This is a genomic window from Solwaraspora sp. WMMB335, assembly GCF_049179075.1.
In the GTDB taxonomy this organism is placed as follows: domain Bacteria; phylum Actinomycetota; class Actinomycetes; order Mycobacteriales; family Micromonosporaceae; genus Micromonospora_E.
Genome location: NZ_JBMHMF010000001.1, coordinates 18,468 through 44,143, shown reverse-complemented (window position 1 = coordinate 44,143; position 25,676 = coordinate 18,468). Strand labels below are relative to the sequence as shown.

The window sequence follows — 25,676 nt, the reverse complement described above, 5'->3', positions numbered from 1 at the left end:
GGAGGCGCCCGTGTCGACGTCACGCGGACAGTGGTTGGCGGCCCGGGCTGCCCGTCGGCCGGCCCGGCCACGACCGACGGTCCACTCCTGCGTTCTGGTGACGCGCCCGGACGGACAGTTCGACGTACGGATCGAAGGAACGGATCTGCGCACCGGCGCGGTCCCTGCGCTGATCCACGTCGGCGGCCGGCCGGCGCGGCGAATCGTCGGTAGCGGTGGCACCGTCCTGCGCGCGGTGGTCGACCGCGGTGCGGCCGGCGATGAGGTGACCATCGACCTCGGGCCCGGTGGCGAAGTGCGGACCACGGTCGGGCGGGTGTCATGAGTGTCCACTCGCCGCGCGTGCTCGCCCCGGTGGCCACCGGCGACGGCGTCGTCTGGGTCAGCGGCACCACCCCCGGCGCGACCGTCGCGATCCGCCAGGGCGGCGTCGAACGGGGACGCCGGCTGGCCACCGGCCCGCTGACCCCGGTCGGCGTCACCGGGGTGACCAGCGGCCCGGTCCAGGCCGTCGCGCACCTCGGCCCGGACAGCGCCACCAGCGCCGCCGTCTCCCCGGTACGGGATCCCGGGGAGGTTGGCGATTTCGCCGGTGCCGCCGTCCGCGACGTCGACTACGGCAGCTTCACCGTGCCCACCCACGACACCCCGCAGGGCACCGACGGAGGGTTCGTGGCACCGCTGCGCGCCCGGGTGTGGCTGCCCGCCGACAGTGACGGACGGGTGCCCGGCGGGCTGGGCCGCCGCCCGCTCGTGGTCATCGCGCACGGCTACTGGGGCGATCCGCTGGAGGACGTCGAGAGCCTCAACGGGTACGCGTGGTTGGCCGGCCACCTGGCGCGGTGGGGCATGGTTGCCTGCTCGATCGACCTGTCCACGGTCAACCGCGAGACGGTGATGCCGACCCAGCAGTGGTCCCGCGGCGAGGTGGTCATGGCGATGCTGGACCGGCTGACCGCCGACGACGACCTGGCCGGATACCTCGACCGGGGCCGGGTCGGGCTGGTCGGGCACTCCATGGGCGGCGAGGGCGTCGTGCTCGCCCAGGCCGTCAACCACACCCGCCGGCCCCGGTACGGCATCCTCGGACTGGTCAGCCTCGCCCCGACCAACTACCGGCCGGACGTCGCCGCCACCCGCACCGCCTACCTGCAGCTGCACGGCAGCCTGGACTATCTGCTGGAGGATCCGCGCTACGTCACCGGGCCGGCGGCCCGCTTCGGCGGGTTCCGGCTCTACGACCGGGCCTGGCGGCCCCGCAGCCTCGCCTTCATCGACGGTGCCCGGCACGAAGGCTGGAATCCGATCTGGCTGGCCAGCCCGAACAGTCTGGAGCCGGATCCGGATCCGGCGCTGCCGCCGCTGCCCGCCGACCGACAGCGAAGGATCGGGCAGGCGTTGGTGACCGCGTTCCTGCTCGACGTGCTGACCGGACGGGAGGACTACCGTGGCTACCTCGCCGGCCCGGCGCTGCCCCGGGTGGTCGGCTCGACGGTGGTGCACCGCCAGCACCAGTCGCCGTCAGTCACCGTGATCGACGACTTCGGCGACGCCGACGCCCAACTCGACCTGCCGGCCGAGGACCCGGTCGACAAGACCGTCAACCGGCGCGGCCTGGCCGCCCGCACCACCGGCGCGGGCACCGACCGGTGGTTGGACGTCGACCACCGCACACAGCTGCCGCGCAGCGTGCACGACACGCAGGGGCTGGATGTCGCCTGGCGCAACGACACCACCAGCTACGAGACCAATCTGGGCGCCGTCGGCGTCGAGCCGTCGGACACGCTGTCGATGCGGCTGGCCCAGCACTACGACGAGACCGAGGACGGTCTGCCGGACGAGACACACAACCCGGTCGGCGAGGACCTCGACGTCGTCGTGGAACTCGACGACGGCACCGAACGGGCGGCGGTGTCGCTGTCGGTGGTCGACCGGGTGCGCTACCCGCTGGCGGGCCCACCGGCCTACAGCGTGTTCCAGACGGTCCGGTTGCCGGTCGACGCGTTCACCGCGACCAATCCGGGACTGGACATCACCAGGCTGACACGGCTGCGGCTGGTCTTCTCCGAGCGGCCCACCGGCCGGCTGCTGGTCGACGACATCGAGTTCGAGACCACCACGCTCACCGCGCCGTCGGCGATCAGCATGCTGCGGGTGCACGACCTCGGCGGCGGGTACGGCCCACCCGACGACCACATCGACACCGAGGTGATCGTGCAGCTGGCCGGCCGGGCAGGCGAGACGTTCGGCCTGGCGCTGCGTGCCGACCCGGCGCTGCCGGCCGCCTGGGGCATGCTCGCCGGGCTGCGCGAGGCCCTGATCACCGGCGGCCGGGTCCGGCTCGGCTACCGGCGCGTCGGACCCACCGTACGCGAGATCGTCGCGGTCGTCCCCGACTGAACCGTTCGGCGGCCGGCGACTGCACCATCGGGTGAGAGGAGAACAGTCATGGCGATACTGCGGGCCACCGGGAAGGTCACCTTCCTGCGGGTGCACGACCTCGGCGGCGGGTACGGACCACCCGACGACCACATCGACGGCGAGCTGATCGCCAAGGTCAGCGGAGCGCCGAACCACGCGTGCGGGACCACGTTGCGTACCGACAGCCGGCTGCCCTCCCACGAGGGGATGCTGGCGCTGCTGCGCGACGGGCTGGTGCACCGCTCGACGCTGGACACCACTGTCGACTACGACCTCGACACCACCGCCGGGCGTCGCAACGGCCGGCTGATCCGGGTGGAGCTGCGCCCGGCGTGACGGCGACTGTGCCCGGCACGGCCGCGGCCGGCGGCACCTCGCCGGGCTAGCGCTCGCCGAGATGCTCCGCCGCGTACGCGGTGATCGTCTTGCCGAGGACGGCGGCGAGTTCGGCGCACTCGTCGACGCTGACGGTCAGCGGTGGCAGCAGCGGCATCACCCCGTCGGAGTAGCTGGTGAGCAGCCCGTTGTCCCGGCAGGCCAGCCGCAGCCGGTAGACGTCACGCACCGTCCACGGGGCTCCGTCGTCGCGGTAGCGCAGCTCCAGGCCGAGCAGCATGCCCTCACCGCGTACGTCGCCGGCGTGCGGGACGTCGGCGAGTGTGTCCAGCAGGATGTCCCGCAGTTGCCGGCCACGGTCGCGGACACCGTCGAGGAAGCCGTCGGCGGTGAGGACGTCCAGCACGGCGAGGCCGGCGGCGGCGCCGAGCGGATGCCCGTCGGTGGTGCTGCCGTTGGGGAAACCGAGCCGCACCGGTGGCTCGGCGAGCGCGTCGAAGATCGGGTCGGCGACCGCGAGCGCGGCGAGCGGGAAGTAGCCGGCGCTGAGCCCCTTGCCGAGTACGATCATGTCGGGTGGGTCGGTCAGCCGCTCGCTGACCGTCATCGCCGCCACCCGGCCGGCACCGGTGGTGACCTCGTCGGCGATGACGTGGATGCCCCGGGCCCGGCAGTAGCCGATCAGCCCGTCCAGCTGCTGGACGCTTGCCGCGTGCAGGTAGTTGCCCATCACCGGTTCGACGATGACGGCGGTCACCTGCGACGCGCCGAGCCGGTCGACGACCTCGGCGACGGCGTCGACAGCTGCGTCGCCCCCGACGACGTGGACCACGCGCTCGTCGAGCGGTGCCGACCATTCGTGCAGGATCTGCTCACCGGTGAGCGCGGTGGCCAGCGGCCCGGTGCCGTGGTAGCTGCCGTGCACCGCGATGATCCGGTCACGGCCGGTCTCGCCGGTCATCCGCCGGTGGAAGCGGGACAGCATGCCGGCCGCCTCGGTCATCTGGCTGCCGGTGTTGCCGAACCGGATGTGCCGCAGGGTGGGCGGCAGCGTCGCGGCGAGGGCGGCGGCGTACCGCACGGTGACCCGGGGCGGATGCTCGTAGCGCATGACCGTCCCGGACGGCAGTTCGTCGAGCTGGCGGCGCATCGCGGCCTTCACCGGCTCGCACGAGTAGCCGAGGGTGACGTTCCACATCGACGAGCGGGCGTCGAGGTAGCGCCGGCCGGCCTGGTCGACGGCGTAGCTGCCGTCGCCGCCGACGAGGAACATGTCCGGGTCGGACTCGGCGAGGAACTCGCCCATCGGGGTGATGCCGTGCCAGGCGTGGTAGCTGGACCGGTCGATCATCGGGCGGCTCCTCGGCGGGCGGCGGACACGACGTGTTCCTCGTCCGGCAGCAGGGCGGCGCTCAGCGGCGGGCTCACCGGCGCCGGCACCGGGGCACCGGCGATCACGTCGAGCCGCTGCGGCGCGACCGCGCCGGCACGGACCAGGTGCAGGCCGAGCGCGGACATGATGCTGGCCCCGGCCGGGGCCTCGTCGACCAGGATGACCTGGCCACCGGCGTGCCGGACCATGGCGGCGACGCCGTCGAGGTCCAGCGGCGCGGCGGTGCGCAGGTCGACCACCTGGGCGTGCAGCCCGTCCCGGTCGAGGACGGCGGCGGCCCGCAGGCAGGTGGCGACGGTGTTGCCGATGCCGACGAGGGTGAGGTCGCGGCCGGGACGGGCACGGCCGGCGACGCCGAACGGCAGCGCGGCGTCGGTCGGCTCCGGCTCGGGCAGTGACGCCCAGTCGGGCGCGTACAGCCGGGGCGACTCCAGCACCACCACCGGGTCCGGGTGCACCAGCGCGGTGCGCAGCAGCCCGGCGGTGGCGTTCGGCGAGCCGGGCACCGCCACGACCAGCCCCGGGATCTGGCTGAGCAGACCGTGGGCGGCGTGTTCGTGTTGGGCGCCGAGCTGCTCGCCGCCCTGGGTCAACCCGCGCACGACCACCGGTACGGTGAACTGTCCGTCGGACATGTAGCGCCACTTGGTGGCTTCGTTGATCAGCTGGTCGAAGGCGCTGAACAGGAAGGCGGCGCGGGCGATGCTGACCAGCACCCGCCGGCCGAGCAGCGCCATCCCGACCGCCATGCCGAGCATGGTGTTCTCGGCGATCGGCAACCGGACCATCCGCTCGGCGCCGAACAGCTCGATCAGGTCGGGCTGCTGGTAGGTGCAGAACATGCTCATCATGGGCTGGTCGGCCAACGCGCCCCGGACCGCGCCGACGGACGGGTGCCGGCGGGTCACGCGACCGGCTCCGGCACCGTGACGGCTTCCGGCCAGGTGGCGCCGGACGGCCAGGCGGCGGCGGTGACCGCGGTGGCGGCGCTGGCCGGATCGGGCTGGTCGGCGTGCAGCGCGTCGGCGAAGACCCCGACCAGCTCGTGGACGACCTGCTCCCGGATGGCCGCGGCCCGCTCCCGGCCGACGGCGGCCTCGACGCGGGCCAGCGGGTCCCGGGCCAGCCAGCGTTCCCGCTCGGCGGCCGGACGGTACTCCCCCGGTGGCTGCGGGCCGAGCTGGGCGTGGAAGTGCCGCAGGTAGGTGTGGGCGACGAGGACCTGCGGGCGGCTGGCGCGGCAGCGGGCCAGCGCCTCGGTCGCCGCCCGGTGCACGGCCGCCACGTCGTTGCCGTCGACCTCGTCGCTGTCCAGCCCCAACCCCCGGGCGATCTGGCCGGGTGTGCGGTGGCGCACCAGGTCACTCGCCGTGTGGTCCTGCCAGCTGTTCTCCTCGCAGACCAGCAGCAGCGGCAGGTCGTGCACGGCGGCGACGGTGAGTGTCTCGTAGGCGGCACCGGCGCCGAACGCGCCGTCACCACAGAACGCGATGACCGCCCGGCCGCCACCGGTGGCCTTCTCCGCCATCGCCGCCCCGGCCGCGATGGGCAGTTGCGCGGCCACGATGGAGCTGGCGCCGAGCAGGTGGTGGGAGTGGTCGGCGATGTGCATCGAGCCGGCCTTGCCGCCGCAGACCCCGCCGACGCGGCCGAGGATCTCCCGGGCCAGGCCGGCGGCGGGCACGCCGGCGGCCAGCGCGTGCCCGTGGCACCGGTAGAAACTCACCACCCACTCGTCGGGCCGCCGGGCGGCCAGCGCCCCGACCGCGACGGCTTCCTGCCCGGTGTACGGGTGCACCGAACCGGGCACCTGGCCGGCGGCGGCGCACTCCAGGACCCGTTCCTCGAAGATCCTGATCCGAACCATCTCGCGGTACGCGTTCGACAGGTCCATGGCCTGGGTTTTCCCCGTCTCTGCACCGACTGTCGGCTATTCGTCGACGATATTCATGATCGCCGACCGAACGTCGCCAGTATAAGTATCCGGTCGGCGTTGATCGCAATATCGAAAATGGTCGGGGTACGGTCAGAATACGGTCAGGACGGCGGAGCGGCGACCCGCCGGGAAACGGCGGTGACGGTGCCGAGGAACGCCACCGCGGCGAAACAGACCAGCGTGGGCAGCACCCCCCACAGTTGCGCGGCGGCACCGGCGAGCAGCGATCCGACCGGCACCGCGAGCACCGCGAGCGACCGGCTCAACGCCAGTACCCGGCCCAGCAGTTGCCCGGGCACCAGGGACTGCTGCAACGAGATCGAGGCGATCAGCCAGACCGTGGCGCAGTAGCCGAAGACCGCCTCGTAGCAGATCAGGGTCACCACCGACGGTGTGACGGCGGCCAGTGGGATGAGCATCAGCGCGGCCCCGGCGACCGGGGCGAACACCGGCACCACCCGGGGGTGACCGAGCCGGGCGATCACCCGGCGGGCGGTGGCCACGCCGACCACGGCGGCGACGCTGTTCACCGCGAACGTCAACCCGAGCACCCATGGCGACAATCCGAGGATCCGGTAGGCGTACAACACGTACAGGCCGCCGATCGCCGACCCGCCGAGGTTCAGCGCGGCCGCGGTGACCGCGATGCGCACCAGCACGGGGCGTCCCCGCAGCGCGGCCACCCCGTCGCGCAACGCCCGCAGCGGACGCTCCGGTCGCGGCGGCGCCGCCGCGCCGGGGCGGAGCCGCAGCCCGGCGAAGCCGAACGCGGCGACCACCTGCGCCGCGGCGTTCGCGGACATCGCCACCGCCCCGCCGAGCGTCTGCACCAGCCAGCCGGCCAGCGCCGGGCCGGCGATCTGACCGGCCGACTGGGCACCGGCGAGCGCGGCGTTCGCCGGCACCAGCCGGTCCGGTGCGACCAGTTGCGGCACGGTGGCCTGCAGGCCGATGGTGACCAGTCCACCGAGGACGCCGGACAGGCCGGCCACGGCGTACAGCAGCGGCAGTGACAGCGCTCCGGCCAGCGCCGCGACCGGGACGGCCAGCACCACGGCGGCGGTGCCGGCGCTGGCGGCCACGAGCAGCCGGCGGCGGTCGGCGACCCGGTCGACGACCACCCCGAGCGCCGGTGCGGCGAGTGCCTGGGCACCGTATTCCAGGGCGAACAGGGTGGCCGCCGCCACCGGCGAGGCGTGCAGCACGACCACCGCCACCGTCGGCAGGGCCAGCGCGGCCACGTGGGTGCCGACGACGCTGGCGGCCTGGGCCGCGACGGCCGGACGCAGCGCCCGATCCACCGCGATCGACGTGGCGAGACGGCCGCGCACGGCATCACTCCTCGGTTCGGCGGGATCGAGTCACCTTCCCACAGTCGTGGTCACCACCGGAAGCGATCACGATCAGGGTAAATGCGTGCCGTCGCCGTCGGACCGGTCGCACTCCCTATCGGCTGCCGGCGAAACGCTTGCCTGATCGCCGCGAAGTCATTTACGATCGTCGCATTATGCGCCGTGATGGCGGCGCGGACCGTGCCGGCGCACACGAATCCCCGCACCAGCGATCCTCCGCGTTCGATCCTCCGCGTTCCCGAAGCCCTTGTGTAGAGGAATCCCGCGATCGATGCGGGCGGCAAGCCATTGGGGAGTTGCGCATGGCTCTCATCGATGCCGACGATCTTGATCGCGACGAGTTGGCGTACCGGGTCTTCGGCGTGACCCGCGACAAGACGCCGTGGCGCGCCACGGACATCATCGGCGGCGGCCCGGCGAACCCTGGCTGGGAACGGGCCGAGCTGGCCTGGCGGATGTCCTCGCGCGGCTACTACGCCGAGCAGGCCGGGCTGGTCGCCGCCGCGACGCTGGCCGCGCAGACCGAGGACGCGCCGCTGCGGTTCAGCCTGGCCCTGGCCACCGCCGACGAGGCGCGCCACGCCGACGCGTTCTACCAGTACGCCAAGTTGGTCGGTGGCGAGCCGGAGCCGGAGGCACCCGAGCTGATGGAGCCGCTCGACACCGCGCTGACCCGGCTGCCGTACATGGGCCGGGCACTCGTGCACACCATGCTGGAAGGCTTCGCCGCCGACGAGTTCATCCTGCTGCGCGAGGTCTTCGCCGGAGATCCGCTCGGCCTGCTCTACCACCACGTCCGCCGCGACGAGATCCAACACGTCGCGATCGGTCTCAACTACCTGACCCGCGAATCCGCCAGGGGCGAGGGACGGGAGCTGTGGCGCGAGTACGGGCCGCAGTGGCACGAGATCGGCATGCGGCTGACCTATCTCGACAAGATCTCGGTGTCCCTCGCCGAGCTGACCGGCCGCGAGCCCGACCGGGTGCGGCACTGGTTCCTCCGCCGGCACCGGGCCCGCCTGCGCGCCGGTGGAGTCGACATGGACGGAGGGAGGTGAACATCTTGACCATCAAGAAGGTCACCATCAAGACGCCGGCCCACGGCACCTGCAAGTACCTGGTCCCGACCCGCAAGGCCGAGAAGTGATCGCGGCCGGCGAGACGTGATCGGCCGGATGGGGCGCGCCGCCCCATCCGGCACATCTCCCGCGACGCCGGCACACCGCGGCGTCCCCGCAGTCCTCGTACGACCCCGCTCACCATCCGGAGGCCCGGCCGATGTCCGTGTGTCTGGTCGCCATGCCCTGGCAGGCCATCGAGTCACCGTCGCTGCCCATCGGACTGCTCAAGGCGGTGACCGTCGCCGCCGGACGCCCCGCACCGGCCGCCTATCACGGCAGCCTGCGCTGGGCCGAGTTCTGTATGGAGCGCAGCGGCGGCGAGCTGAGCCCGGCCGACTACACCGAGGTCGCCGAGGTGGGCCTGTTCGACGGCCTCGGCGACTGGGTCTTCGCCGGGGTGCTGCACGACGATCCCGAGTTCGGCGTCGACACGCTGCGCCGCTACGCGGCCGAGTTCGGCACCGGCATCGCCGGCCCGACCGCGATGCGCCAGTACGCCGCCGACTTCGTCGAGCTGGCCGCCGCCGAGATCCTCGCCACCGGGCCCCGGCTGGTCGGCTTCACCACCACGTTCATGCAGAACGTGCCGAGCCTGGCGGTCGCCCGGCGAATACGTCAACTCGACCCCGCCGTACGGATCGCGTTCGGCGGCGGCAACTGCGACGGCGCGATGGGGATCGCCCTGCACCGCAACTTCCCGTTCGTCGACTACGTGGTGCGCGGCGAGGGCGAGACCGCGTTCCCGATGCTGCTCGACGCCGTCGACGCCATCGACAAGCTCGCCGCCGCAGGCGACCCCACCGTCCGCGGCGACGTTGAGCTGGCCGGCGTACCGGGGTTGTCCTGGCGACGCGCTGACGGCACCGCGCAGCACAACCCGCAGGGTGCGCTGCTGGCGCCGGCCCGCATCCCCACCCCGGACTTCGACGACTGGTTCGACCACCTCGCCGCCTCGCCGGTCGGCGAGTACATCGAACCCAAGCTGGTCCTGGAGGGCGCCCGGGGCTGCTGGTGGGGCGAGAAACACCACTGCACCTTCTGCGGGCTCAACGGCACCGCGATGACGTTCCGGGCCAAGCCCGCCGAGCGCATGATCGCCGAGCTGACCGAGCTGGTCGGCCGGCACCAGACCCTCGACGTGATCATGGTCGACAACATCATCGACAACCACTACTACGCCGACTTCCTGCCCCGGGTCGCCGCGCTCGACTGGGACCTGCGGCTGCACTACGAGGTCAAGTCCAACCTGCGGCCGACCGAGATCGACGCGCTGCGCGCCGCCGGCGTGGCGCACGTGCAGCCCGGCATCGAATCACTGGTCAGCCCGGTGCTCAAGCTGATGGACAAGGGCGTCTCCGGTGTTCACAACGTACGGACCCTGCGCGACTGCGAGTCCGCCGGGCTCACCGTGTCGTGGAACTGGCTGTACGGGTTCCCCGGCGAACGCCCCGCCGACTACGCGTCGGTGCTGCGCCAGCTCCCCCGGCTGATGCACCTGCAGCCGGCGGCCGGGTCGTCGCGGATCCTGCTGGAGCGGTTCAGCCCGTACTTCGAAAACCCGGTGCTCGGCTTCCCGACCCGCCGCGCCGCCCGGCTCTACCAGCACGTCTACGACCTGCCCGAGCAGGAGCTGGCCGACCTGGTGTACCTGTTCGACACCGAGCCGGCCGGCCTGTCCGACCACGACGCCGAACCATTGAACGACCTGCTCAAACGCTGGACCGACGGTTACCCGGCCAGTGCCCTGCAGTTGCTCACCGGCCTCGACGGCGACGAGATCGTGATCGCCGACCGGCGGGTCGGCTGGCCGCAGCGCGAGCACCGCATCGCCGACCCCCGGCTGTGCCGCGCCTACGCGGAGCTGGAGCACGGCCGCACCGTCGCCGCCCTGGCCGGGCGGCTCGCCGCCGCCGGGCTGCCGGTCGACGCCGACCGGTTGGCGGCGTGGCTGGCCGAACTCGACGAGGCGGGGCTCGTCTTCGAGGAGAACGGTCGCTGGATCACCCTGGCGACCACCGTCGAACCGGTCAAGGTGGCCTGAGATGACCACGGCGACACTGCTCACCGACCGCACCGAGCTGGCTGCCTGGTCGCTGCGCACGGTGACCCTGCCGGAGCCGCTGGAGTTCGGCGGTTCCCCCGAACAGGACCTGGCCCAGCTGCGGCTGCTGCGCGAGGTGACCAGCCACGCGGTGCGGCTGCGCTGGACGCTGTCCGGGCGGCCGTCGTTCCCGCTGGAAACCCACGTGCATCTGGTGGCACCGTCGGCCGGTGTCGATCAGCCCAGCCGTGCCTATGCCGGCGAATGGGGCCTGGCCTACCGGTACGGCAGCTTCTACTACCGACGCGGGCCGGGCATGGTGGTGGTCAAGGACGTCCGCTCCGGTGTCGACGCCAGCCGGATGGTGATCACCGACGGCGCCGACGCGTTCCTGCGCCTGGCCGAGGAGCCGTCGGGGGTGCCCGCGCCCGGCGACGCCGACGCGGCCGCCGTCGCCGTCGAAGCCGGGCTGGCCTGCGCCGCCGGCGACGCGGTGCTGATCCTGCCGTACCGGATGCGGCACTGGCCGGTGCCGCACGTGGCGGTGTGAGGCCGGGTGGACCATGACCACGCCCGCGCCGCACGAGCCACCGTACGAGCCGCAGCCGCAGCCGCAGCCACGGCCGCAGCCACCGCACGAGCCGCCGCTGTACCCGTTCCGTGACTACGACGAGCTGGCGCTCGATCCACGGTTGGCCCGACTGCGCACCGAGTGCCCGGTGTCGCGGGTCCGCCTGCCGTACGGCGGCGACGCCTGGCTCGCCACCCGCTACGCCGACGTGACGACGGTGCTGGCCGACCCACGGTTCAGCCGGGCCGCCGCCTGCGGCCCGCAGGTGCCCCGGCAGACCGAGGCACCGCCGGTCGCCACCACCATCCTGGATCTGGACCGGCCCGAGCACGGCCGGCTGCGGCGCGTCGCCGCCACCGCGTTCGCCCAGTGGCGCATCGAGCGACTGCGCCCGTACGTACGGCAGGTCGCCGCCGAACGGATCGACGCGCTGCTGGCCGGCCCGGCATCGGGCGACCTGTACGCGACGGTCGCGCTGCCGGTGCCGTTGACCGTGCTGTGCCACGTGCTCGGCGTACCGCTGGCCGACCGGGACCGGTTCCGGGCCTGGACGTACGCGCTGCTGATGCCCGGCCCGATGCCGGCCGACGAGTTCCGGTCGATCGCCGCCGCGCTGGAGGACTACCTGCGGGAGCTGATCGCGCGCCACCGTGGGTCGGCCACCGACGACCTGCTCGGCGTGCTGGTGCGGGCCACCGACGACGGCGAGCGGATGACCGAGCAGGAGCTGGTGTCGTTCGGGGTGACCCTGCTCGCCGCCGGGTTCGAGACCACCGCCAGCCAGCTGGCCAGCTCGGTCTACCTGCTGCTGCGCCACCGGCACCTGTGGGAGTTGCTGTGCCGCGAGCCGGGCCGGGTGCCGGCCGTGGTCGACGAGTTGCTGCGGTTCGTGCCACTCAACGGCGGCAGCGGGCTGCCCCGGGTGGCGAGCGAGGACGTCGAGCTGGGTGGGGTGACGATCCGCGCCGGGGAGGCGGTGTTCGCCTCGACCATCTCCGCCAACCTCGACGACACGGTGTTCCCACACGCCGACACCTTCGATCCGGAGCGGCGACCGGCCGCCCGGCACGTCACCTTCGGCTACGGCCCGCACCGCTGCCTCGGCGCCTGGCTGGCCACGATGGAGATCCAGGAGGTGGTCGGCGCGCTGGTCGCGGCGGCGCCGGGCCTGCGGCTGGCCGACCCGGACGGGGTCCGGTGGCGCACCGGCACCATCGTGCGTGGCCCGCTCGCCCTGCCGGTCGACTGGCCGGCGACCTCACTGCTGTAACAAGCTGTTTTTCTTTCGCGGCGTTGTGTACACGTTGCCAAAGTGTCACGATCGTGAGAGGTATTCACCTCAGCCGATCAAGGAGGTGGTCATGCGTACGCTGCGGCATCTTGCGGCCCGCCTGGTGAGCAGGAAGCGAGTAACCGGCCGGTACGAGTGGTGGTGGTACCACCACGAGTCCTGATCTCCACGGACCCGGGCCAGGCAGACACGCAGGATCCCGTTGACGGGATCCTGCGCTCGCGTCGGGAGGCACGATGGCAGGCCGCTCGGGCGGCAGGATGGCAGGCCGTGAGCACGACAACCGGCCGCCGGGTCCGCGCGGGCACTGGCTGACCGGCAACACCACCGCGTACGAAGCCGACCGGATCGGCTTCATCCGGCGCAACCATGACGAGTACGGCGATGTGTTCGCCTTCGACGAACGCACCGTGTTCGTCATCGACACGCAGTTGGCACACGACGTACTCACCCGCCCCGACGGCGGCTTCCTGCCCGAGCTGGCACCCTTCGACGTGCGGCCCGACCTCGACCGGGCCGCCGAGAGGTCGCAGTCCTGGATGCCGGTGCGGCGGGCCGCGTGGGCCGGGCTCAACCGGCAGGCGTCCGCCGGCTCGGACGCCCGTACCGTCGAGATCCTCGACGCCGCCCTCGACGCCGCCGCCGGCCGTGACGTCGACGTGCTCACCCTGATGCGCGGCTACACCGCTCGGACCATCGCCGACTACTGCTTCGGGGCCGACGCCGGGAACATTCCGCAGCTGCTGGCCGAGGGAATCGCCGCCACCGCACCGTTCGAGACGGCCACGTACGCGCTGCCGGCCTGGCTGCCGCTGCGCCGCAACCGGCGGTTCCGGCACGCCCACCGCAGGTTCGGCGACGCGATGAGGTCCATCGTGGCGCGTCGGCGGACCGGTGACGCCGGTGCGTCAGCCGTGGATCTGCTCGACGTCCTGCTCGCGGCGGGGCCGGCCGGAGCAGCCATGCCGGACCGGGCCGTCGTGGCGGTGTTGCAGGCCGTCCTGCTCGGCGGGCACGGGGTGCCCGCCGCCGCCCTCACCTCGCTGGTCCGGGAGCTCGCCGGCCGCCCGCGTCTCGTCGCCGATCTGCGCGACGAGGCGGGCGGGCCGGCCGGCACCGGAGACCCGCCACCGGTGGCCCGGCTGCCGCTGGCCGAGGCGGTGGTCAACGAGGTGCTGCGGCTGTATCCGCCAGCGTGGCTGATGACCCGTACCGCCCGGACCGCCACCGGGCTGGGACCATGGTCGCTAGCGGCCGGTGACGAGGTACTGATCTGCGCGTACCTGGTCCACCGGGATCCACGGTGGTGGTCGCGGCCGGACGAGTTCGAGCCCGACCGGTGGCTGGCCGGGCGGCCGGCACCGGGGACGGCGTACCTTCCGTTCGGCGCCGGTCCCCGGGTCTGCCTCGGTACGACACTGACCATGCGCCAGCTCACGCTGGCCGCGTCGCGCCTGGCGCAACGCGGCGCGGTCGAGTCGCCGGACGCCGCGTCGGTGCCGATGCGGTTCGTCGGCCGACTCGCGCCGGCCGGGCTGCGCGCCAGATTCATCCAGTTCGGATCGCGTGCCGTCGCGTGACCGAGGTCGGCGCGTCACGATCACCATAGGCATTGGCCTTCGTCGATCGAAAATCGTGCAACACGTACACCGTCACAGCACCTGGTGGCTCACGGACTACGACCGATGGCTGGAGCCGGGCGGCACGCTGCACGGGGTTTTCCTGTTCGTCGACTTCACCGGGGCAGCGGGCACCGGGACGGATCGCGACGACGTCGAGGACGACTTCGCCACCGCCCTGCCGGCCTGGTTCGACGCCGCGTCCTACGGCCAGGTCACCGTGGACCTGGATTTCACGACGAGTTGGCTGCAGATGCCGGACGACCACGACGAGTACGGCTGGCCGACGCCGACCTTCGAACAGCACCACAAATACATGCAGGACGCCGTCGACCTGTGGGACCCGACCGTGGACTTCTCGCAGTACGACCCGCTCTACGTCGTCTCCCCGCCGGGAGCGACCGGCATCGGCAGGTCACCCGCGTTCATCGCGGACGAGAGCTTCGGCGTCACGGCGGAGAACAGTCAGGTGGAGTTTTGCGACACGGGGCGGCGTTGGGCGCCGACCGTGGATTCTGGGGATACCAGGTCCTCGCCCAGCCAGTGGCAGTCGGTCACCGCCGAAGGAGTGTTCGTACAGATCACCGCCGTCAGCGGTGCGAACCGCGAGGTGTACGTCAGCTGGTAACACGTTCGGTCTCGATCTACATTACGATGACACCGTCGGTACAACGGTTACTAAGATCAATATATTTGAAGGTCAAGAAAGCGACAAAGAAGCTCGCGTTCACTTATTGCACAGCTCTGCTACAACAGGATGGGTAGGGCATCCTCACCACCGCAACATTCAAGATCGTACGGAGATCTCGAATGCCCAACCCGAGCCAGCCAGGATGGCAACCGGAGTACACCGGAGGCAACAGCCTGGGCAGTGTCGGTTCCGGCAGACGTCTCGGAGCCCACCTCTACTACCTGTACCGCGCCGGCCGAAACGAGCTCCCGGAGATCGCCGCCGTCTATGCCCGGCTCACCGGCGAAATACACAAGATTGTCGCCGCCATGGAAGCCCAGTTCGATCGACCGGGCCTCGGCATGGAGTCGGCACACCTGCGGCTGCTGGAGCTGCGGGGCGAGGCACACGACGTCCTTCGCCAGACCTGCCTGCGGATGGTGGAGGTCGGTGCGGCGCTCGTGCAGATCGCCGACGCCTACGCCGCCACCGATCAACACGCGGCCGACGAATTCTCCCGGATGTTGACCGACAACGCGGACGACTACCGGACACTGCCACCCTACGTCCCGGAACCACCCGCGCTCCACGAATCGCCGCACAGCAGAACACGCGACAACGGCCGCCCCGGCGGCTATTGAGGATCATCCAGCCCGGACGCCGACAGGCACCGTGCCCACCAGGAGACACCATGGCCGAGCCCTCGATCACGTACGACGTCGGCAAATTCCATCGGAAGCTCCTGGAAGTCCGAAGTTGTTTCGCCGAACTGCGCTACATCGATACCGCCATGGCCTACCTGGAAGACGAGAAAGCCCGCTGGTGGCACAGCGCGCCGATCGGCCCTGGCACCTTCAACATCGAGATCCAATTCGGCACCACGTTCCCGTTCCGGAAGATCTACCAGGTGCCGGCGGGCTATTTCCGCATCCCGTGGCACGACAGCGAGAGGGAGGAGGTCGAAAGCCGCCTCCGCGCCCTGGCCGGTGAGGCGAACGCCTGGGCGGCCACCGAGATCGACGCCGTCGCCACCCGGGTCAGACCCTTCACCTGGCCGATCGGCTCGTTGTACGAAATTGGGTGCGTCGAGCCGGTCCTGGCCGTGCACGACACGCTGGCCGATGAGGTCAGCGCAGACTTCGGCAAGTTGGGTCACAGCCTCGGAAGCTGGGAAGGCGACGCCGCCGACAACTTCGCGACCAGCTTCTACCATCCGTTCGAGCACACCCTGCGCAATCAGAAACAACTACTCACCGCCCTGGCTGGCGGAGTCGCCGCCGCCCAGGCGATCGCCGAATCCACCCAGCGCAGCCTTATGAACGTCGTGCACTACACCTGGGAGGCGGTGCGCGAACAGCTCCAACTGTGCCAAAGCCGGGCCGAGCTGGCGAGACAGGAGTCCACTCGGAGCATCCTGGTCATCGCCGGCGGCACCGCCACCGTGTTCGGCGCGATCGTCAGCGGCGGCAGCCTGTGGGCGGCCGGCGCGGGGGCCGTCGCGGGTGGCGCCGGCATCGCCTCGACCGCCATCCCCGACGGCGGTTGGGCCGCGCTGGACCTGTATGGTGCCACCGCCACCGATCTACTCACGTCGATGTCAGACGCGATCGGACAAGTCGTACACAACGACAGCGTCCAGCACGAGGCGCTGCGAAAAGAGGTTCAGCACGCACTCGAGCGGGTGCGCACGCTTCGCAGCGGCGGCAGCAACGACGGCCGGCTCATCCCGATCCGGCCGAACCTCGTTTCCGGAGTCGACGGCGATGACTTCTACCTCCCCTAATGCCTCGTCGACCGGGCCTTGGAGGACCACCCATGCGCCTGCGCACAGCCAGACTCCACGCCATGATCGCGGCAGTCACACTGGCAACGGTCACCGGCGGGTGCGGGGTCGGCGACCCGACCCCACAACTCGACCCGCGGCCACGATACGAGCAAATTCCCGAAGATCTCTGCGACAGACTGCCGTTCGAGGACGTGCTCGCACCGTTCGGGTTGATCCTCGCGCCCGCGCATGAGCCCAACTCGGACTACCGCGCGGAACGCACATACTGGTGGAATCACTGCGCCTTCGTCGCCCTCGCACCCAACGGACGTCTCGCCACCAAACTCGGGGAGTTTCAGCCGTCCGGCGCAGTGCAGGTCCGGGTCTACCACGATGTGGCGGGCGCGGTGGAGGCGTACGCCCAGAACGTCTACAACTACGTCGACCTGCGCAAGGAGACCCTGCCCGACGCCACCGCCGCCGAGATCAGCGGTTGGTGGGGACAGACCGGGATGTCGCTGGAGACCGTCGAGGTCCTGGACCCGGACAACTTCACCGTGGGCGACTTCGCGGCCAGCCACGTCGATGTCACCCATCTCATCCGCCACGACAACCTGGTGTTGATGGTGTACGGGGACGCGATCGCCCCGGCCGGATCGAAGACAGAGGTGTTCGCACTTCTCCACGATCTGATCGACGCACTGATCGACGAGACCGCCGTGCACCTCGGCAGCTGACCAGCCAGTCAAAATTGTCCCTGCATACGCAGAGAGCACTCCCGGAGACTCCATGCGGCCTGCGCCGTGTAGGACCATCCCCGCGTACGCGGGGAGCAGCGCACCGTCTGTCTGTGGTGGGAGCACGACCTGGGACCATCCCCGCGTACGCGGAGAGCAGGACGGCGTGACCGCGCGGAACATCGCGAGGTGGGGACCATCCGGCAGCGGACCATCCCCGCGTGCGCGGGGAGCAGCTCGGCCTGGCCGCCCTGTTCGTCGCCGTCGCGGGACCATCCCCGCGTGCGCGGGGAGCAGGCAGTGCGCCGACTACCTCGTCGTGCCCATTGGGGACCATCCCCGCGTGCGCGGGGAGCAGCATGACATCTCCCTGATCAGAGGTAGTTGTTCGGGACCATCCCCGCGTGCGCGGGGAGCAGGGTGGCCAACCCGGCAGCGGGAAGACGTTCGCGGGACCATCCCCGCGTGCGCGGGGAGCAGCGATCAGGGCCGCACGCTTCGTTTCGTGAGCCGGGACCATCCCCGCGTGCGCGGGGAGCAGCGATGTCCCGCCAGTGCAGGTGGTTCAGGATCAGGACCATCCCCGCGTGCGCGGGGAGCAGGGCACGAGCGCGCCCCAGTACTCGGCCCACCCGGGACCATCCCCGCGTGCGCGGGGAGCAGACCAGGCCGATCGGGTTGGCGGTCAGGGCGGCGGGACCATCCCCGCGTGCGCGGGGAGCAGCCGTTCATGACCGGTCCGACCGGCGCGCAGCGGGGACCATCCCCGCGTGCGCGGGGAGCAGCGTTTCGACGCCGAAATCTCCTTGGCTGGCGCGGGACCATCCCCGCGTGCGCGGGGAGCAGAGCCGCGCCGTTGACCGGGCGTGCGGCCGGCAGGGACCATCCCCGCGTGCGCGGGGAGCAGGTGCGCACCTTGCCGTCGGCGCACACGACGCGGGGACCATCCCCGCGTGCGCGGGGAGCAGGTCTTCCCGCTGCGGACTGATCCTTGCCAGATGGGACCATCCCGCGTGCGCGGGGAGCAGCTGGTGTCGGCGGGTCTGCCGGGCCGGTACCAGGGACCATCCCCGCGTGCGCGGGGAGCAGGCTCCGGCAAGACCACCGCGATGGCCGCGCGCGGGACCATCCCCGCGTGCGCGGGGAGCAGATGGCCGGGCAGATGCAGGCGGTGGCGCGCCAGGGACCATCCCCGCGTGCGCGGGGAGCAGCCCAAGGGGTATGGCTTCCATGCACTCCGCCACGGACCATCCCCGCGTGCGCGGGGAGCAGGGCGGCGAGTGGCATGACATCAGCGCGGATGTGAGACCATCCCCGCGTGCGCGGGGAGCAGGCGCGGCTCACGGCGCGGAACTCGTCCATGTGCGGACCATCCCCGCGTGCGCGGGGAGCAGCCGGCTCAGGCGGCCGGCTTGACGCGCTCCGGGGGACCATCCCCGCGTGCGCGGGGAGCAGCGGCGCGGGACGAGTGCGTCGGGTCATGGGGACCATCCCCGCGTGCGCGGGGAGCAGCGCTGGCAGATCACGCAGACCTCGAACGCCGCGGGACCATCCCCGCGTGCGCGGGGAGCAGTCCAGCCCCAGGCAGCCATTGCCGCACCCGAAAGGACCATCCCCGCGTGCGCGGGGAGCAGGACGGCGCCGCGAGACGGCTGTTGTTGGTGACGGGACCATCCCCGCGTGCGCGGGGAGCAGGAAAAGCATGGCCGACGGGGCGACTGCAGGATGGGACCATCCCTGCGTGCGCGGGGAGCAGGACCAGATCGCGGCTACGCGAAGCGGGTTCACAGGACCATCCCCGCGTGCGCGGGGAGCAGTTTTCGCCACCCATCAGGGCACGGTGGCGGGATGGACCATCCCCGCGTGCGCGGGGAGCAGGTCGTACCGCTTCACCTCGATCTGCCGTAGCCGGGACCATCCCCGCGTGCGCGGGGAGCAGCACCAGGCCCTTGAGGACGAGCTGACAGAGTGGGGACCATCCCCGCGTGCGCGGGGAGCAGTCTGGGCGGCCGGGTCCTGCTCGTCGACGACGTGGGACCATCCCCGCGTGCGCGGGGAGCAGGGCCCCGAGATCGTCCAGCGGTTCGCCGAGAGGGGACCATCCCCGCGTGCGCGGGGAGCAGGACAGAGAGTGGCAGCGCTGCCGGATCGCGGTGGGACCATCCCCGCGTGCGCGGGGAGCAGCGCAGAGATGAGGTCGGGGCGGCCCTCGATCCGGGACCATCCCCGCGTGCGCGGGGAGCAGATCGCCGAGGCGCACGCCTTGCACGGCCTGATGGGACCATCCCCGCGTGCGCGGGGAGCAGCAGTACCTCAGCAGCTGGATCGTGAACGCGGCGGGACCATCCCCGCGTGCGCGGGGAGCAGACGCTGGTCGGCCTCGCGCTCGCGCTGCTGCCGGGACCATCCCCGCGTGCGCGGGGAGCAGTCGCTCGTGACCTGCATGTAGCCCTGCGAGGTGGGACCATCCCCGCGTGCGCGGGGAGCAGGCCGGTTTGTCGCGGTCGCAGGCTGACCGGTCGGGACCATCCCCGCGTGCGCGGGGAGCAGATGTCGGTCAGGGCGACGATGTAGGCCGCCCAGGGACCATCCCCGCGTGCGCGGGGAGCAGCCGGTCGGCCTGGTCGGCGAGGTGGTGGCGTAGGGACCATCCCCGCGTGCGCGGGGAGCAGCCGGTCGGCCTGGTCGGCGAGGTGGTGGCGTAGGGACCATCCCCGCGTGCGCGGGGAGCAGCGACCGCTGCGCGAGGCCGCAAGGCGCAAGGAGGGACCATCCCCGCGTGCGCGGGGAGCAGGGCAGCACCAGCCCGGCCAGCGGTGAACTCGAGGGACCATCCCCGCGTGCGCGGGGAGCAGGCGGCTGGCCCCGCCCACCCGACCAAGACGGTGGGACCATCCCCGCGTGCGCGGGGAGCAGGACGTCCACATTGTGATAGGCCAATGGCCGGTAGGACCATCCCCGCGTGCGCGGGGAGCAGCAGGATGCCCAGGACGCCCGGCCGGTAGTCGGGGGACCATCCCCGCGTGCGCGGGGAGCAGACACGTGCCGGGGTACTGCTCCGTGATGAGCAGGGACCATCCCCGCGTGCGTGGGGAGCAGGGCCCGTGGTCGTTGACCAGCTTCACCAGCACCGGACCATCCCCGCGTGCGCGGGGAGCAGACGGATAGCACCCCGTACGAGCTGGGTACCGAGGGACCATCCCCGCGTGCGCGGGGAGCAGGACGGCTACCTCATCCTGGGGGACTTCCAGGAGGGACCATCCCCGCGTGCGCGGGGAGCAGTGTGGTCGAAGCAGCGGGCCATCGCCGAATCAGGGACCATCCCCGCGTGCGCGGGGAGCAGCTCAACGTGCGACCGGTCAACGTCCCAAATTCGGGACCATCCCCGCGTGCGCGGGGAGCAGCAGGTAGCTGGTGGCTACCTCGATCGCCGGGAGGGACCATCCCCGCGTGCGCGGGGAGCAGTGCTGGTCGGCTCCGGCACGGAGGCATCACCGGGGACCATCCCCGCGTGCGCGGGGAGCAGAGAGCGTCACGCTCGGTGGCCCCGTCCGGACCGGGACCATCCCCGCGTGCGCGGGGAGCAGCCTGTTCGGCCTCCAGCGCGCCAGCTTCGACCGGGACCATCCCCGCGTGCGCGGGGAGCAGGCCGGCATGTCCCACTGGTGGACGGTCGCCGTGGGACCATCCCCGCGTGCGCGGGGAGCAGTCCGAATTCACCGTCCGTGACCATCGGAAATCGGGACCATCCCCGCGTGCGCGGGGAGCAGTCGTCCGCCCGGACCCGCGCCGTTATTGGACAGGGACCATCCCCGCGTGCGCGGGGAGCAGGAGGTTTCACAACTTGTCTACCCCACGTTTCACGGACCATCCCCGCGTGCGCGGGGAGCAGTCGGACACGTAGCCGAGGCCGACGTACGCGGCGGGACCATCCCCGCGTGCGCGGGGAGCAGTGCTCGGTGGGCCACGCCTCGCCGCGGTTGTCGGGACCATCCCCGCGTGCGCGGGGAGCAGCGCGGCTGCCGGTTGGGTCCTGGCTGGCTGGGGGGACCATCCCCGCGTGCGCGGGGAGCAGCGATAACAATTCTTGACGGTAGTGAGCTCCGCGGGACCATCCCCGCGTGCGCGGGGAGCAGACGGCCTCTACTGACGGTGACCGTGGTGTCGAGGGACCATCCCCGCGTGCGCGGGGAGCAGCACCCCGTGGGACCCGGCGTGGACCGCGCTGGGGGACCATCCCCGCGTGCGCGGGGAGCAGTCAGCCCGGATGAAGAGTCTGCTGGCAGCCGGGGACCATCCCCGCGTGCGCGGGGAGCAGGGTCTCCCTGCCAGATCGCGTACGGGGTGCCGAGGGACCATCCCCGCGTGCGCGGGGAGCAGCCCTGCAGCCGCCCCCACCTCCTCGGTAGCCAGGGACCATCCCCGCGTGCGCGGGGAGCAGAATCCACTGCAGCGGGCTGTAGTTACTGCCGTGGGACCATCCCCGCGTGCGCGGGGAGCAGTCGGGCAGGAGTCCGAGGGTGGTGCGGATCTTGGGACCATCCCCGCGTGCGCGGGGAGCAGATTGTCGAGGCGGTCACCATGAAATTACCGAAAGGACCATCCCCGCGTGCGCGGGGAGCAGGGCCACTCCAACGGCCGGGCTTATCCGAGCCGGGGACCATCCCCGCGTGCGCGGGGAGCAGTTGGGACATCTCGGACTACACGGTGAACTCCGGGGACCATCCCCGCGTGCGCGGGGAGCAGAACTCTGCCGGTCCGATCCACCGGGCGGCGCTGGGACCATCCCCGCGTGCGCGGGGAGCAGTACCGGCACACCATCGCGTACGTCGAAGAGATGGGACCATCCCCGCGTGCGCGGGGAGCAGCACTCCGCGCCCTTGAGCACGAAGCTGGTCATGGGACCATCCCCGCGTGCGCGGGGAGCAGTCCGACGACGACGTCGACGAGCTCACGGCGGATGGACCATCCCCGCGTGCGCGGGGAGCAGAGCCCTCAGCCGTTCGTCCCCCATCACGGGAGGGGACCATCCCCGCGTGCGCGGGGAGCAGCCGATGAGCCGCTTCACGCCGGTGACTGAGCTGGGACCATCCCCGCGTGCGCGGGGAGCAGGCGATGACCGCTGAGCTGGCCGATCTGGCCGCGGGACCATCCCCGCGTGCGCGGGGAGCAGGTCGACCCGCCGGTGCGCGTACGCGGCGGGGTGGGACCATCCCCGCGTGCGCGGGGAGCAGCCGTCGTCGACCTGAATCAAGAACTGGTATGCGGGACCATCCCCGCGTGCGCGGGGAGCAGGGTGCAGCGGCTTCGAGGCGGCGGGCAATCTCGGGACCATCCCCGCGTGCGCGGGGAGCAGGGTCGTCGGGACGTCCGGGGCCGGTAAGACCGAGGGACCATCCCCGCGTGCGCGGGGAGCAGGGCCAGTCGAGCCAGATCGACTCGGGGTCCGCGGGACCATCCCCGCGTGCGCGGGGAGCAGGCCAAGTGGGAGACAGAGAAGCCCACCGTCGAGGGACCATCCCCGCGTGCGCGGGGAGCAGCAGATCGGGGCGGCGGGCATCCGCCGGACGGCGGGACCATCCCCGCGTGCGCGGGGAGCAGACGGAGGCCGCGTCGGAGTCGCCACCCCGGGCGGGACCATCCCCGCGTGCGCGGGGAGCAGGCACGCCGTGGCGGGCGGTGTGGCCACTCGACGGGACCATCCCCGCGTGCGCGGGGAGCAGGATCTCGACCGGTTGGGCACCGCCAGCGCCCGGGGACCATCCCCGCGTGCGCGGGGAGCAGGACCCGTTCTCCGGCGAGTAGTCGCGGGACTCGGGACCATCCCCGCGTGCGCGGGGAGCAGACCGGGACGAGGCGTTGAACCCGCGCACGTCGGGGACCATCCCCGCGTGCGCGGGGAGCAGTCCAGCGCGACATGCGATCTGGAACTGGACGCGGGACCATCCCCGCGTGCGCGGGGAGCAGCGCCGCCGGTACCGACGAGTCGAACCGGTGGCGGGACCATCCCCGCGTGCGCGGGGAGCAGGCCCTGTTCTTCTCGGCGAGCACGTCGGGCACGGGACCATCCCCGCGTGCGCGGGGAGCAGGCGAACGCGCCGACCGCCGAGGCCCGAGTGCGGGGACCATCCCCGCGTGCGCGGGGAGCAGGCTGCCGGCCGCCTCGGCCTTGCGCTCGGCGCGGGACCATCCCCGCGTGCGCGGGGAGCAGGCGTTGAGCTCGGCCACGGTCGGGGCCGCGATGGGACCATCCCCGCGTGCGCGGGGAGCAGGTCTGACCGTGGCCGACGACAGGTACCGGGTGGGGACCATCCCCGCGTGCGCGGGGAGCAGCTGATTCGGCGAGCGGAGCGGGTGCAGAGCCCGGGACCATCCCCGCGTGCGCGGGGAGCAGGCCTCACCGGACGCCTTCCCGGTCTCAGCCCAGGGACCATCCCCGCGTGCGCAGGGAGCAGGCCGCGAAGGCCAGCGTTGCCCGGCCCGCCCACGGACCATCCCCGCGTGCGCGGGGAGCAGGCCCGCGTCTGCGGGCCGGCTGTCGACTGCTGGGGACCATCCCCGCGTGCGCGGGGAGCAGACGATCGGCTAGGTCTCCACCAGCAGCTGCTCGGGACCATCCCCGCGTGCGCGGGGAGCAGCGGCCGACGGCCTGATGTGCGGCTCAGGCGCGGGACCATCCCCGCGTGCGCGGGGAGCAGGCCGAAGGTGCGGACGACGTCGGCGGGGAACACGGGACCATCCCCGCGTGCGCGGGGAGCAGGGACGGTGGTGCCGGTGTCGCGGTGGCCGTATCCGACCATCCCCGCGTGCGCGGGGAGCAGGGACTGGTCGGGGTGCGCGGATCGGCGGACGCGGGACCATCCCCGCGTGCGCGGGGAGCAGTTCGTCGTGCGCGGCGTACCTGCTGGCCACGAGGGACCATCCCCGCGTGCGCGGGGAGCAGTCCGTCCACGCCCGGGTCTCCCGCAGCTGCCCGGGACCATCCCCGCGTGCGCGGGGAGCAGTGCACCCGCAGGTCGAGCGGGCCGCCCGACGAGGGACCATCCCCGCGTGCGCGGGGAGCAGCCCGCCGTCCACGGCACGGGCAGCGAGGGCCGGGGACCATCCCCGCGTGCGCGGGGAGCAGTCGACGGCGCTCGCCGACAACGACAAGATCGTGGGACCATCCCCGCGTGCGCGGGGAGCAGGTGGGTGCGGCTGACGACTACCTCGGCGCGGCGGGACCATCCCCGCGTGCGCGGGGAGCAGGCGTCGGGCAATCTCGCCGACGCGGCGAAGCTGGGACCATCCCCGCGTGCGCGGGGAGCAGAGCGTCGACCACCGTGACGTCGACCGGTGGGTGGGACCATCCCCGCGTGCGCGGGGAGCAGGGGCCCTACCACATCGTGACTGTTACTATCAAGGGACCATCCCCGCGTGCGCGGGGAGCAGGAGCTGAAGAAGCTGCCCGTCGCCACGTACTTGGGACCATCCCCGCGTGCGCGGGGAGCAGACCCGGGGGACGTTGCACGCCGGGGCGTTGGAGGGACCATCCCCGCGTGCGCGGGGAGCAGATGCGGGGACTCTTCGAGGCGTTCGGGTCGGCGGGACCATCCCCGCGTGCGCGGGGAGCAGTCGAGCAAGGCGGCGAGGAAGACACCCGGGTTGGGACCATCCCCGCGTGCGCGGGGAGCAGCCCGGCTCTGCCGAGTTGATGAAGAAGTTGCGGGGACCATCCCCGCGTGCGCGGGGAGCAGTTCCAATAGTCCAGCCTGACCTGCAGCTTTTCGGGACCATCCCCGCGTGCGCGGGGAGCAGTCCGAGGATCACCGCTGTCCTTCCCGGTCTCGGGGACCATCCCCGCGTGCGCGGGGAGCAGCCGTCAATGCGCAGGAATCCGGTTGAGAGAATCGGACCATCCCCGCGTGCGCGGGGAGCAGTCAGTGTCGTCAATCGGTCCGTCTTGCACGAACCGGACCATCCCCGCGTGCGCGGGGAGCAGTGCCTCCGATCTACCGTCTGACCATGAGCTTAAGGACCATCCCCGCGTGCGCGGGGAGCAGGGGGAACCTTTTTTCAACAATGGGACGGAACCAGGACCATCCCCGCGTGCGCGGGGAGCAGTCACCTAACGGTGAAACCGTTGCTCCGCAACGGGGACCATCCCCGCGTGCGCGGGGAGCAGGATTCTGCCAGCAGTTCCATCTGTTTCTCGGAGGGACCATCCCCGCGTGCGCGGGGAGCAGTGAGTGAGTCCGTGTGCCTGCGATGTTGAATCGGGGACCATCCCCGCGTGCGCGGGGAGCAGGTTTCCGGCCGATGGAATGGTTCCGTCCCATTGGGACCATCCCCGCGTGCGCGGGGAGCAGGTTGTTCGCCCCGCCCGCGCGAAATCCGTACAAGGACCATCCCCGCGTGCGCGGGGAGCAGGGCCAATGGTCGGT

At 72.0% G+C, this 25,676-nt stretch carries 16 protein-coding genes and 2 CRISPR repeat arrays (1 of these 18 only partly in view); of the genes, 12 read left to right on the top strand and 4 right to left on the bottom strand.

Annotated elements, in window-relative coordinates; all coding sequences use genetic code 11:
- Positions 1 to 10 precede the first annotated feature (10 nt).
- Genes ACN27F_RS00150 through ACN27F_RS00140 form a run of 3 tightly spaced genes read left to right on the top strand, consistent with a single transcriptional unit; the run spans position 11 to position 2,757 of the window.
- A complete protein-coding gene (locus tag ACN27F_RS00150) occupies positions 11 to 325 on the top strand; it encodes a hypothetical protein (RefSeq protein ID WP_421430493.1) in 315 nt (104 codons plus the stop codon).
- Positions 322 to 2,400 (top strand): hypothetical protein, encoded by a 2,079-nt coding sequence (locus ACN27F_RS00145; RefSeq protein ID WP_421430492.1) that lies wholly within the window; start codon positions 322 to 324, stop codon positions 2,398 to 2,400. The genes ACN27F_RS00150 and ACN27F_RS00145 overlap by 4 nt, the downstream gene beginning before the upstream one ends.
- Positions 2,401 to 2,448: 48 nt before the next feature.
- Positions 2,449 to 2,757: a hypothetical protein gene (locus ACN27F_RS00140; RefSeq protein ID WP_421430491.1), complete on the top strand. Its 309-nt coding sequence runs from the start codon at positions 2,449 to 2,451 to the stop codon at positions 2,755 to 2,757.
- A gap of 46 nt (positions 2,758 to 2,803) precedes the next feature.
- On the opposite strand, the gene ACN27F_RS00135 is transcribed toward ACN27F_RS00140, so the two are convergent.
- The 4 genes from ACN27F_RS00135 to ACN27F_RS00120 form a co-directional block, all read right to left on the bottom strand.
- Positions 2,804 to 4,108 (bottom strand): aminotransferase class III-fold pyridoxal phosphate-dependent enzyme, encoded by a 1,305-nt coding sequence (locus ACN27F_RS00135; protein WP_421430490.1) that lies wholly within the window; start codon positions 4,106 to 4,108, stop codon positions 2,804 to 2,806.
- Entirely contained in the window at positions 4,105 to 5,058 is a 954-nt protein-coding gene (locus ACN27F_RS00130; RefSeq protein WP_421430489.1) for a transketolase C-terminal domain-containing protein, read from the bottom strand. The genes ACN27F_RS00135 and ACN27F_RS00130 overlap by 4 nt, the downstream gene beginning before the upstream one ends.
- Positions 5,055 to 6,044: a thiamine pyrophosphate-dependent dehydrogenase E1 component subunit alpha gene (locus tag ACN27F_RS00125; RefSeq protein ID WP_421430488.1), complete on the bottom strand. Its 990-nt coding sequence runs from the start codon at positions 6,042 to 6,044 to the stop codon at positions 5,055 to 5,057. The genes ACN27F_RS00130 and ACN27F_RS00125 overlap by 4 nt, the downstream gene beginning before the upstream one ends.
- 143 nt (positions 6,045 to 6,187) lie before the next feature.
- On the bottom strand, positions 6,188 to 7,417 hold the full coding sequence (locus tag ACN27F_RS00120) for an MFS transporter (RefSeq protein ID WP_421430487.1): 1,230 nt from the start codon (positions 7,415 to 7,417) through the stop codon (positions 6,188 to 6,190).
- 323 nt (positions 7,418 to 7,740) lie between these two features.
- Between ACN27F_RS00120 and ACN27F_RS00115 the strand changes: the two genes are divergently transcribed.
- The 9 genes from ACN27F_RS00115 to ACN27F_RS00075 all read left to right on the top strand — a co-directional run bounded on the left by ACN27F_RS00115 (position 7,741) and on the right by ACN27F_RS00075 (position 17,253).
- Positions 7,741 to 8,496: a ferritin-like domain-containing protein gene (locus ACN27F_RS00115; protein WP_421430486.1), complete on the top strand. Its 756-nt coding sequence runs from the start codon at positions 7,741 to 7,743 to the stop codon at positions 8,494 to 8,496.
- A 220-nt stretch (positions 8,497 to 8,716) separates the two neighbouring features.
- A complete protein-coding gene (locus tag ACN27F_RS00110; protein WP_421430485.1) occupies positions 8,717 to 10,600 on the top strand; it encodes a RiPP maturation radical SAM C-methyltransferase in 1,884 nt (627 codons plus the stop codon).
- A 1-nt stretch (position 10,601) separates the two neighbouring features.
- On the top strand, positions 10,602 to 11,150 hold the full coding sequence (locus ACN27F_RS00105) for a DUF5825 family protein (RefSeq protein ID WP_421430484.1): 549 nt from the start codon (positions 10,602 to 10,604) through the stop codon (positions 11,148 to 11,150).
- A 13-nt stretch (positions 11,151 to 11,163) separates the two neighbouring features.
- Positions 11,164 to 12,441 (top strand): cytochrome P450, encoded by a 1,278-nt coding sequence (locus tag ACN27F_RS00100; protein ID WP_421430483.1) that lies wholly within the window; start codon positions 11,164 to 11,166, stop codon positions 12,439 to 12,441.
- Positions 12,442 to 12,698: 257 nt separating this feature from the next.
- On the top strand, positions 12,699 to 14,042 hold the full coding sequence (locus tag ACN27F_RS00095) for a cytochrome P450 (protein WP_421430482.1): 1,344 nt from the start codon (positions 12,699 to 12,701) through the stop codon (positions 14,040 to 14,042).
- A 55-nt stretch (positions 14,043 to 14,097) separates the two neighbouring features.
- Positions 14,098 to 14,709 carry a hypothetical protein gene (locus ACN27F_RS00090; RefSeq protein WP_421430481.1) on the top strand — a complete coding sequence of 204 codons (612 nt, stop codon included), beginning with the start codon at positions 14,098 to 14,100 and terminating at the stop codon, positions 14,707 to 14,709.
- Between the two features lie 182 nt (positions 14,710 to 14,891).
- A complete protein-coding gene (locus tag ACN27F_RS00085; protein WP_421430480.1) occupies positions 14,892 to 15,392 on the top strand; it encodes a hypothetical protein in 501 nt (166 codons plus the stop codon).
- A 50-nt stretch (positions 15,393 to 15,442) separates the two neighbouring features.
- Positions 15,443 to 16,534, top strand: a complete 1,092-nt coding sequence (locus ACN27F_RS00080) for a hypothetical protein (RefSeq protein ID WP_421430479.1) — start codon at positions 15,443 to 15,445, stop codon at positions 16,532 to 16,534.
- A gap of 62 nt (positions 16,535 to 16,596) precedes the next feature.
- Positions 16,597 to 17,253 (top strand): hypothetical protein, encoded by a 657-nt coding sequence (locus ACN27F_RS00075; RefSeq protein WP_421430478.1) that lies wholly within the window; start codon positions 16,597 to 16,599, stop codon positions 17,251 to 17,253.
- 70 nt (positions 17,254 to 17,323) lie between these two features.
- A CRISPR array of direct repeats spans positions 17,324 to 18,221; the repeat unit is 29 nt; unit sequence GGGACCATCCCCGCGTGCGCGGGGAGCAG.
- Between the two features lie 91 nt (positions 18,222 to 18,312).
- Positions 18,313 to 25,676: a CRISPR direct-repeat array (repeat unit 29 nt; unit sequence GGGACCATCCCCGCGTGCGCGGGGAGCAG) (it continues 1,024 nt past the right edge of the window).

Excerpts from the sequence above, each read along its gene's own strand:
- ACN27F_RS00105 (WP_421430484.1), top strand. The coding sequence starts at position 10,602 with ATGACCACGGCGACACTGCTCACCGACCGCACCGAGCTGGCTGCCTGG.
- ACN27F_RS00095 (WP_421430482.1), top strand. The coding sequence starts at position 12,699 with ATGGCAGGCCGCTCGGGCGGCAGGATGGCAGGCCGTGAGCACGACAAC.
- ACN27F_RS00080 (WP_421430479.1), top strand. The coding sequence starts at position 15,443 with ATGGCCGAGCCCTCGATCACGTACGACGTCGGCAAATTCCATCGGAAG.
- ACN27F_RS00145 (WP_421430492.1), top strand. The coding sequence starts at position 322 with ATGAGTGTCCACTCGCCGCGCGTGCTCGCCCCGGTGGCCACCGGCGAC.
- ACN27F_RS00135 (WP_421430490.1), bottom strand. The coding sequence starts at position 4,108 with ATGATCGACCGGTCCAGCTACCACGCCTGGCACGGCATCACCCCGATG.
- ACN27F_RS00115 (WP_421430486.1), top strand. The coding sequence starts at position 7,741 with ATGGCTCTCATCGATGCCGACGATCTTGATCGCGACGAGTTGGCGTAC.
- ACN27F_RS00110 (WP_421430485.1), top strand. The coding sequence starts at position 8,717 with ATGTCCGTGTGTCTGGTCGCCATGCCCTGGCAGGCCATCGAGTCACCG.
- ACN27F_RS00100 (WP_421430483.1), top strand. The coding sequence starts at position 11,164 with ATGACCACGCCCGCGCCGCACGAGCCACCGTACGAGCCGCAGCCGCAG.
- ACN27F_RS00085 (WP_421430480.1), top strand. The coding sequence starts at position 14,892 with ATGCCCAACCCGAGCCAGCCAGGATGGCAACCGGAGTACACCGGAGGC.
- ACN27F_RS00075 (WP_421430478.1), top strand. The coding sequence starts at position 16,597 with ATGATCGCGGCAGTCACACTGGCAACGGTCACCGGCGGGTGCGGGGTC.
- ACN27F_RS00140 (WP_421430491.1), top strand. The coding sequence starts at position 2,449 with ATGGCGATACTGCGGGCCACCGGGAAGGTCACCTTCCTGCGGGTGCAC.
- ACN27F_RS00125 (WP_421430488.1), bottom strand. The coding sequence starts at position 6,044 with ATGGACCTGTCGAACGCGTACCGCGAGATGGTTCGGATCAGGATCTTC.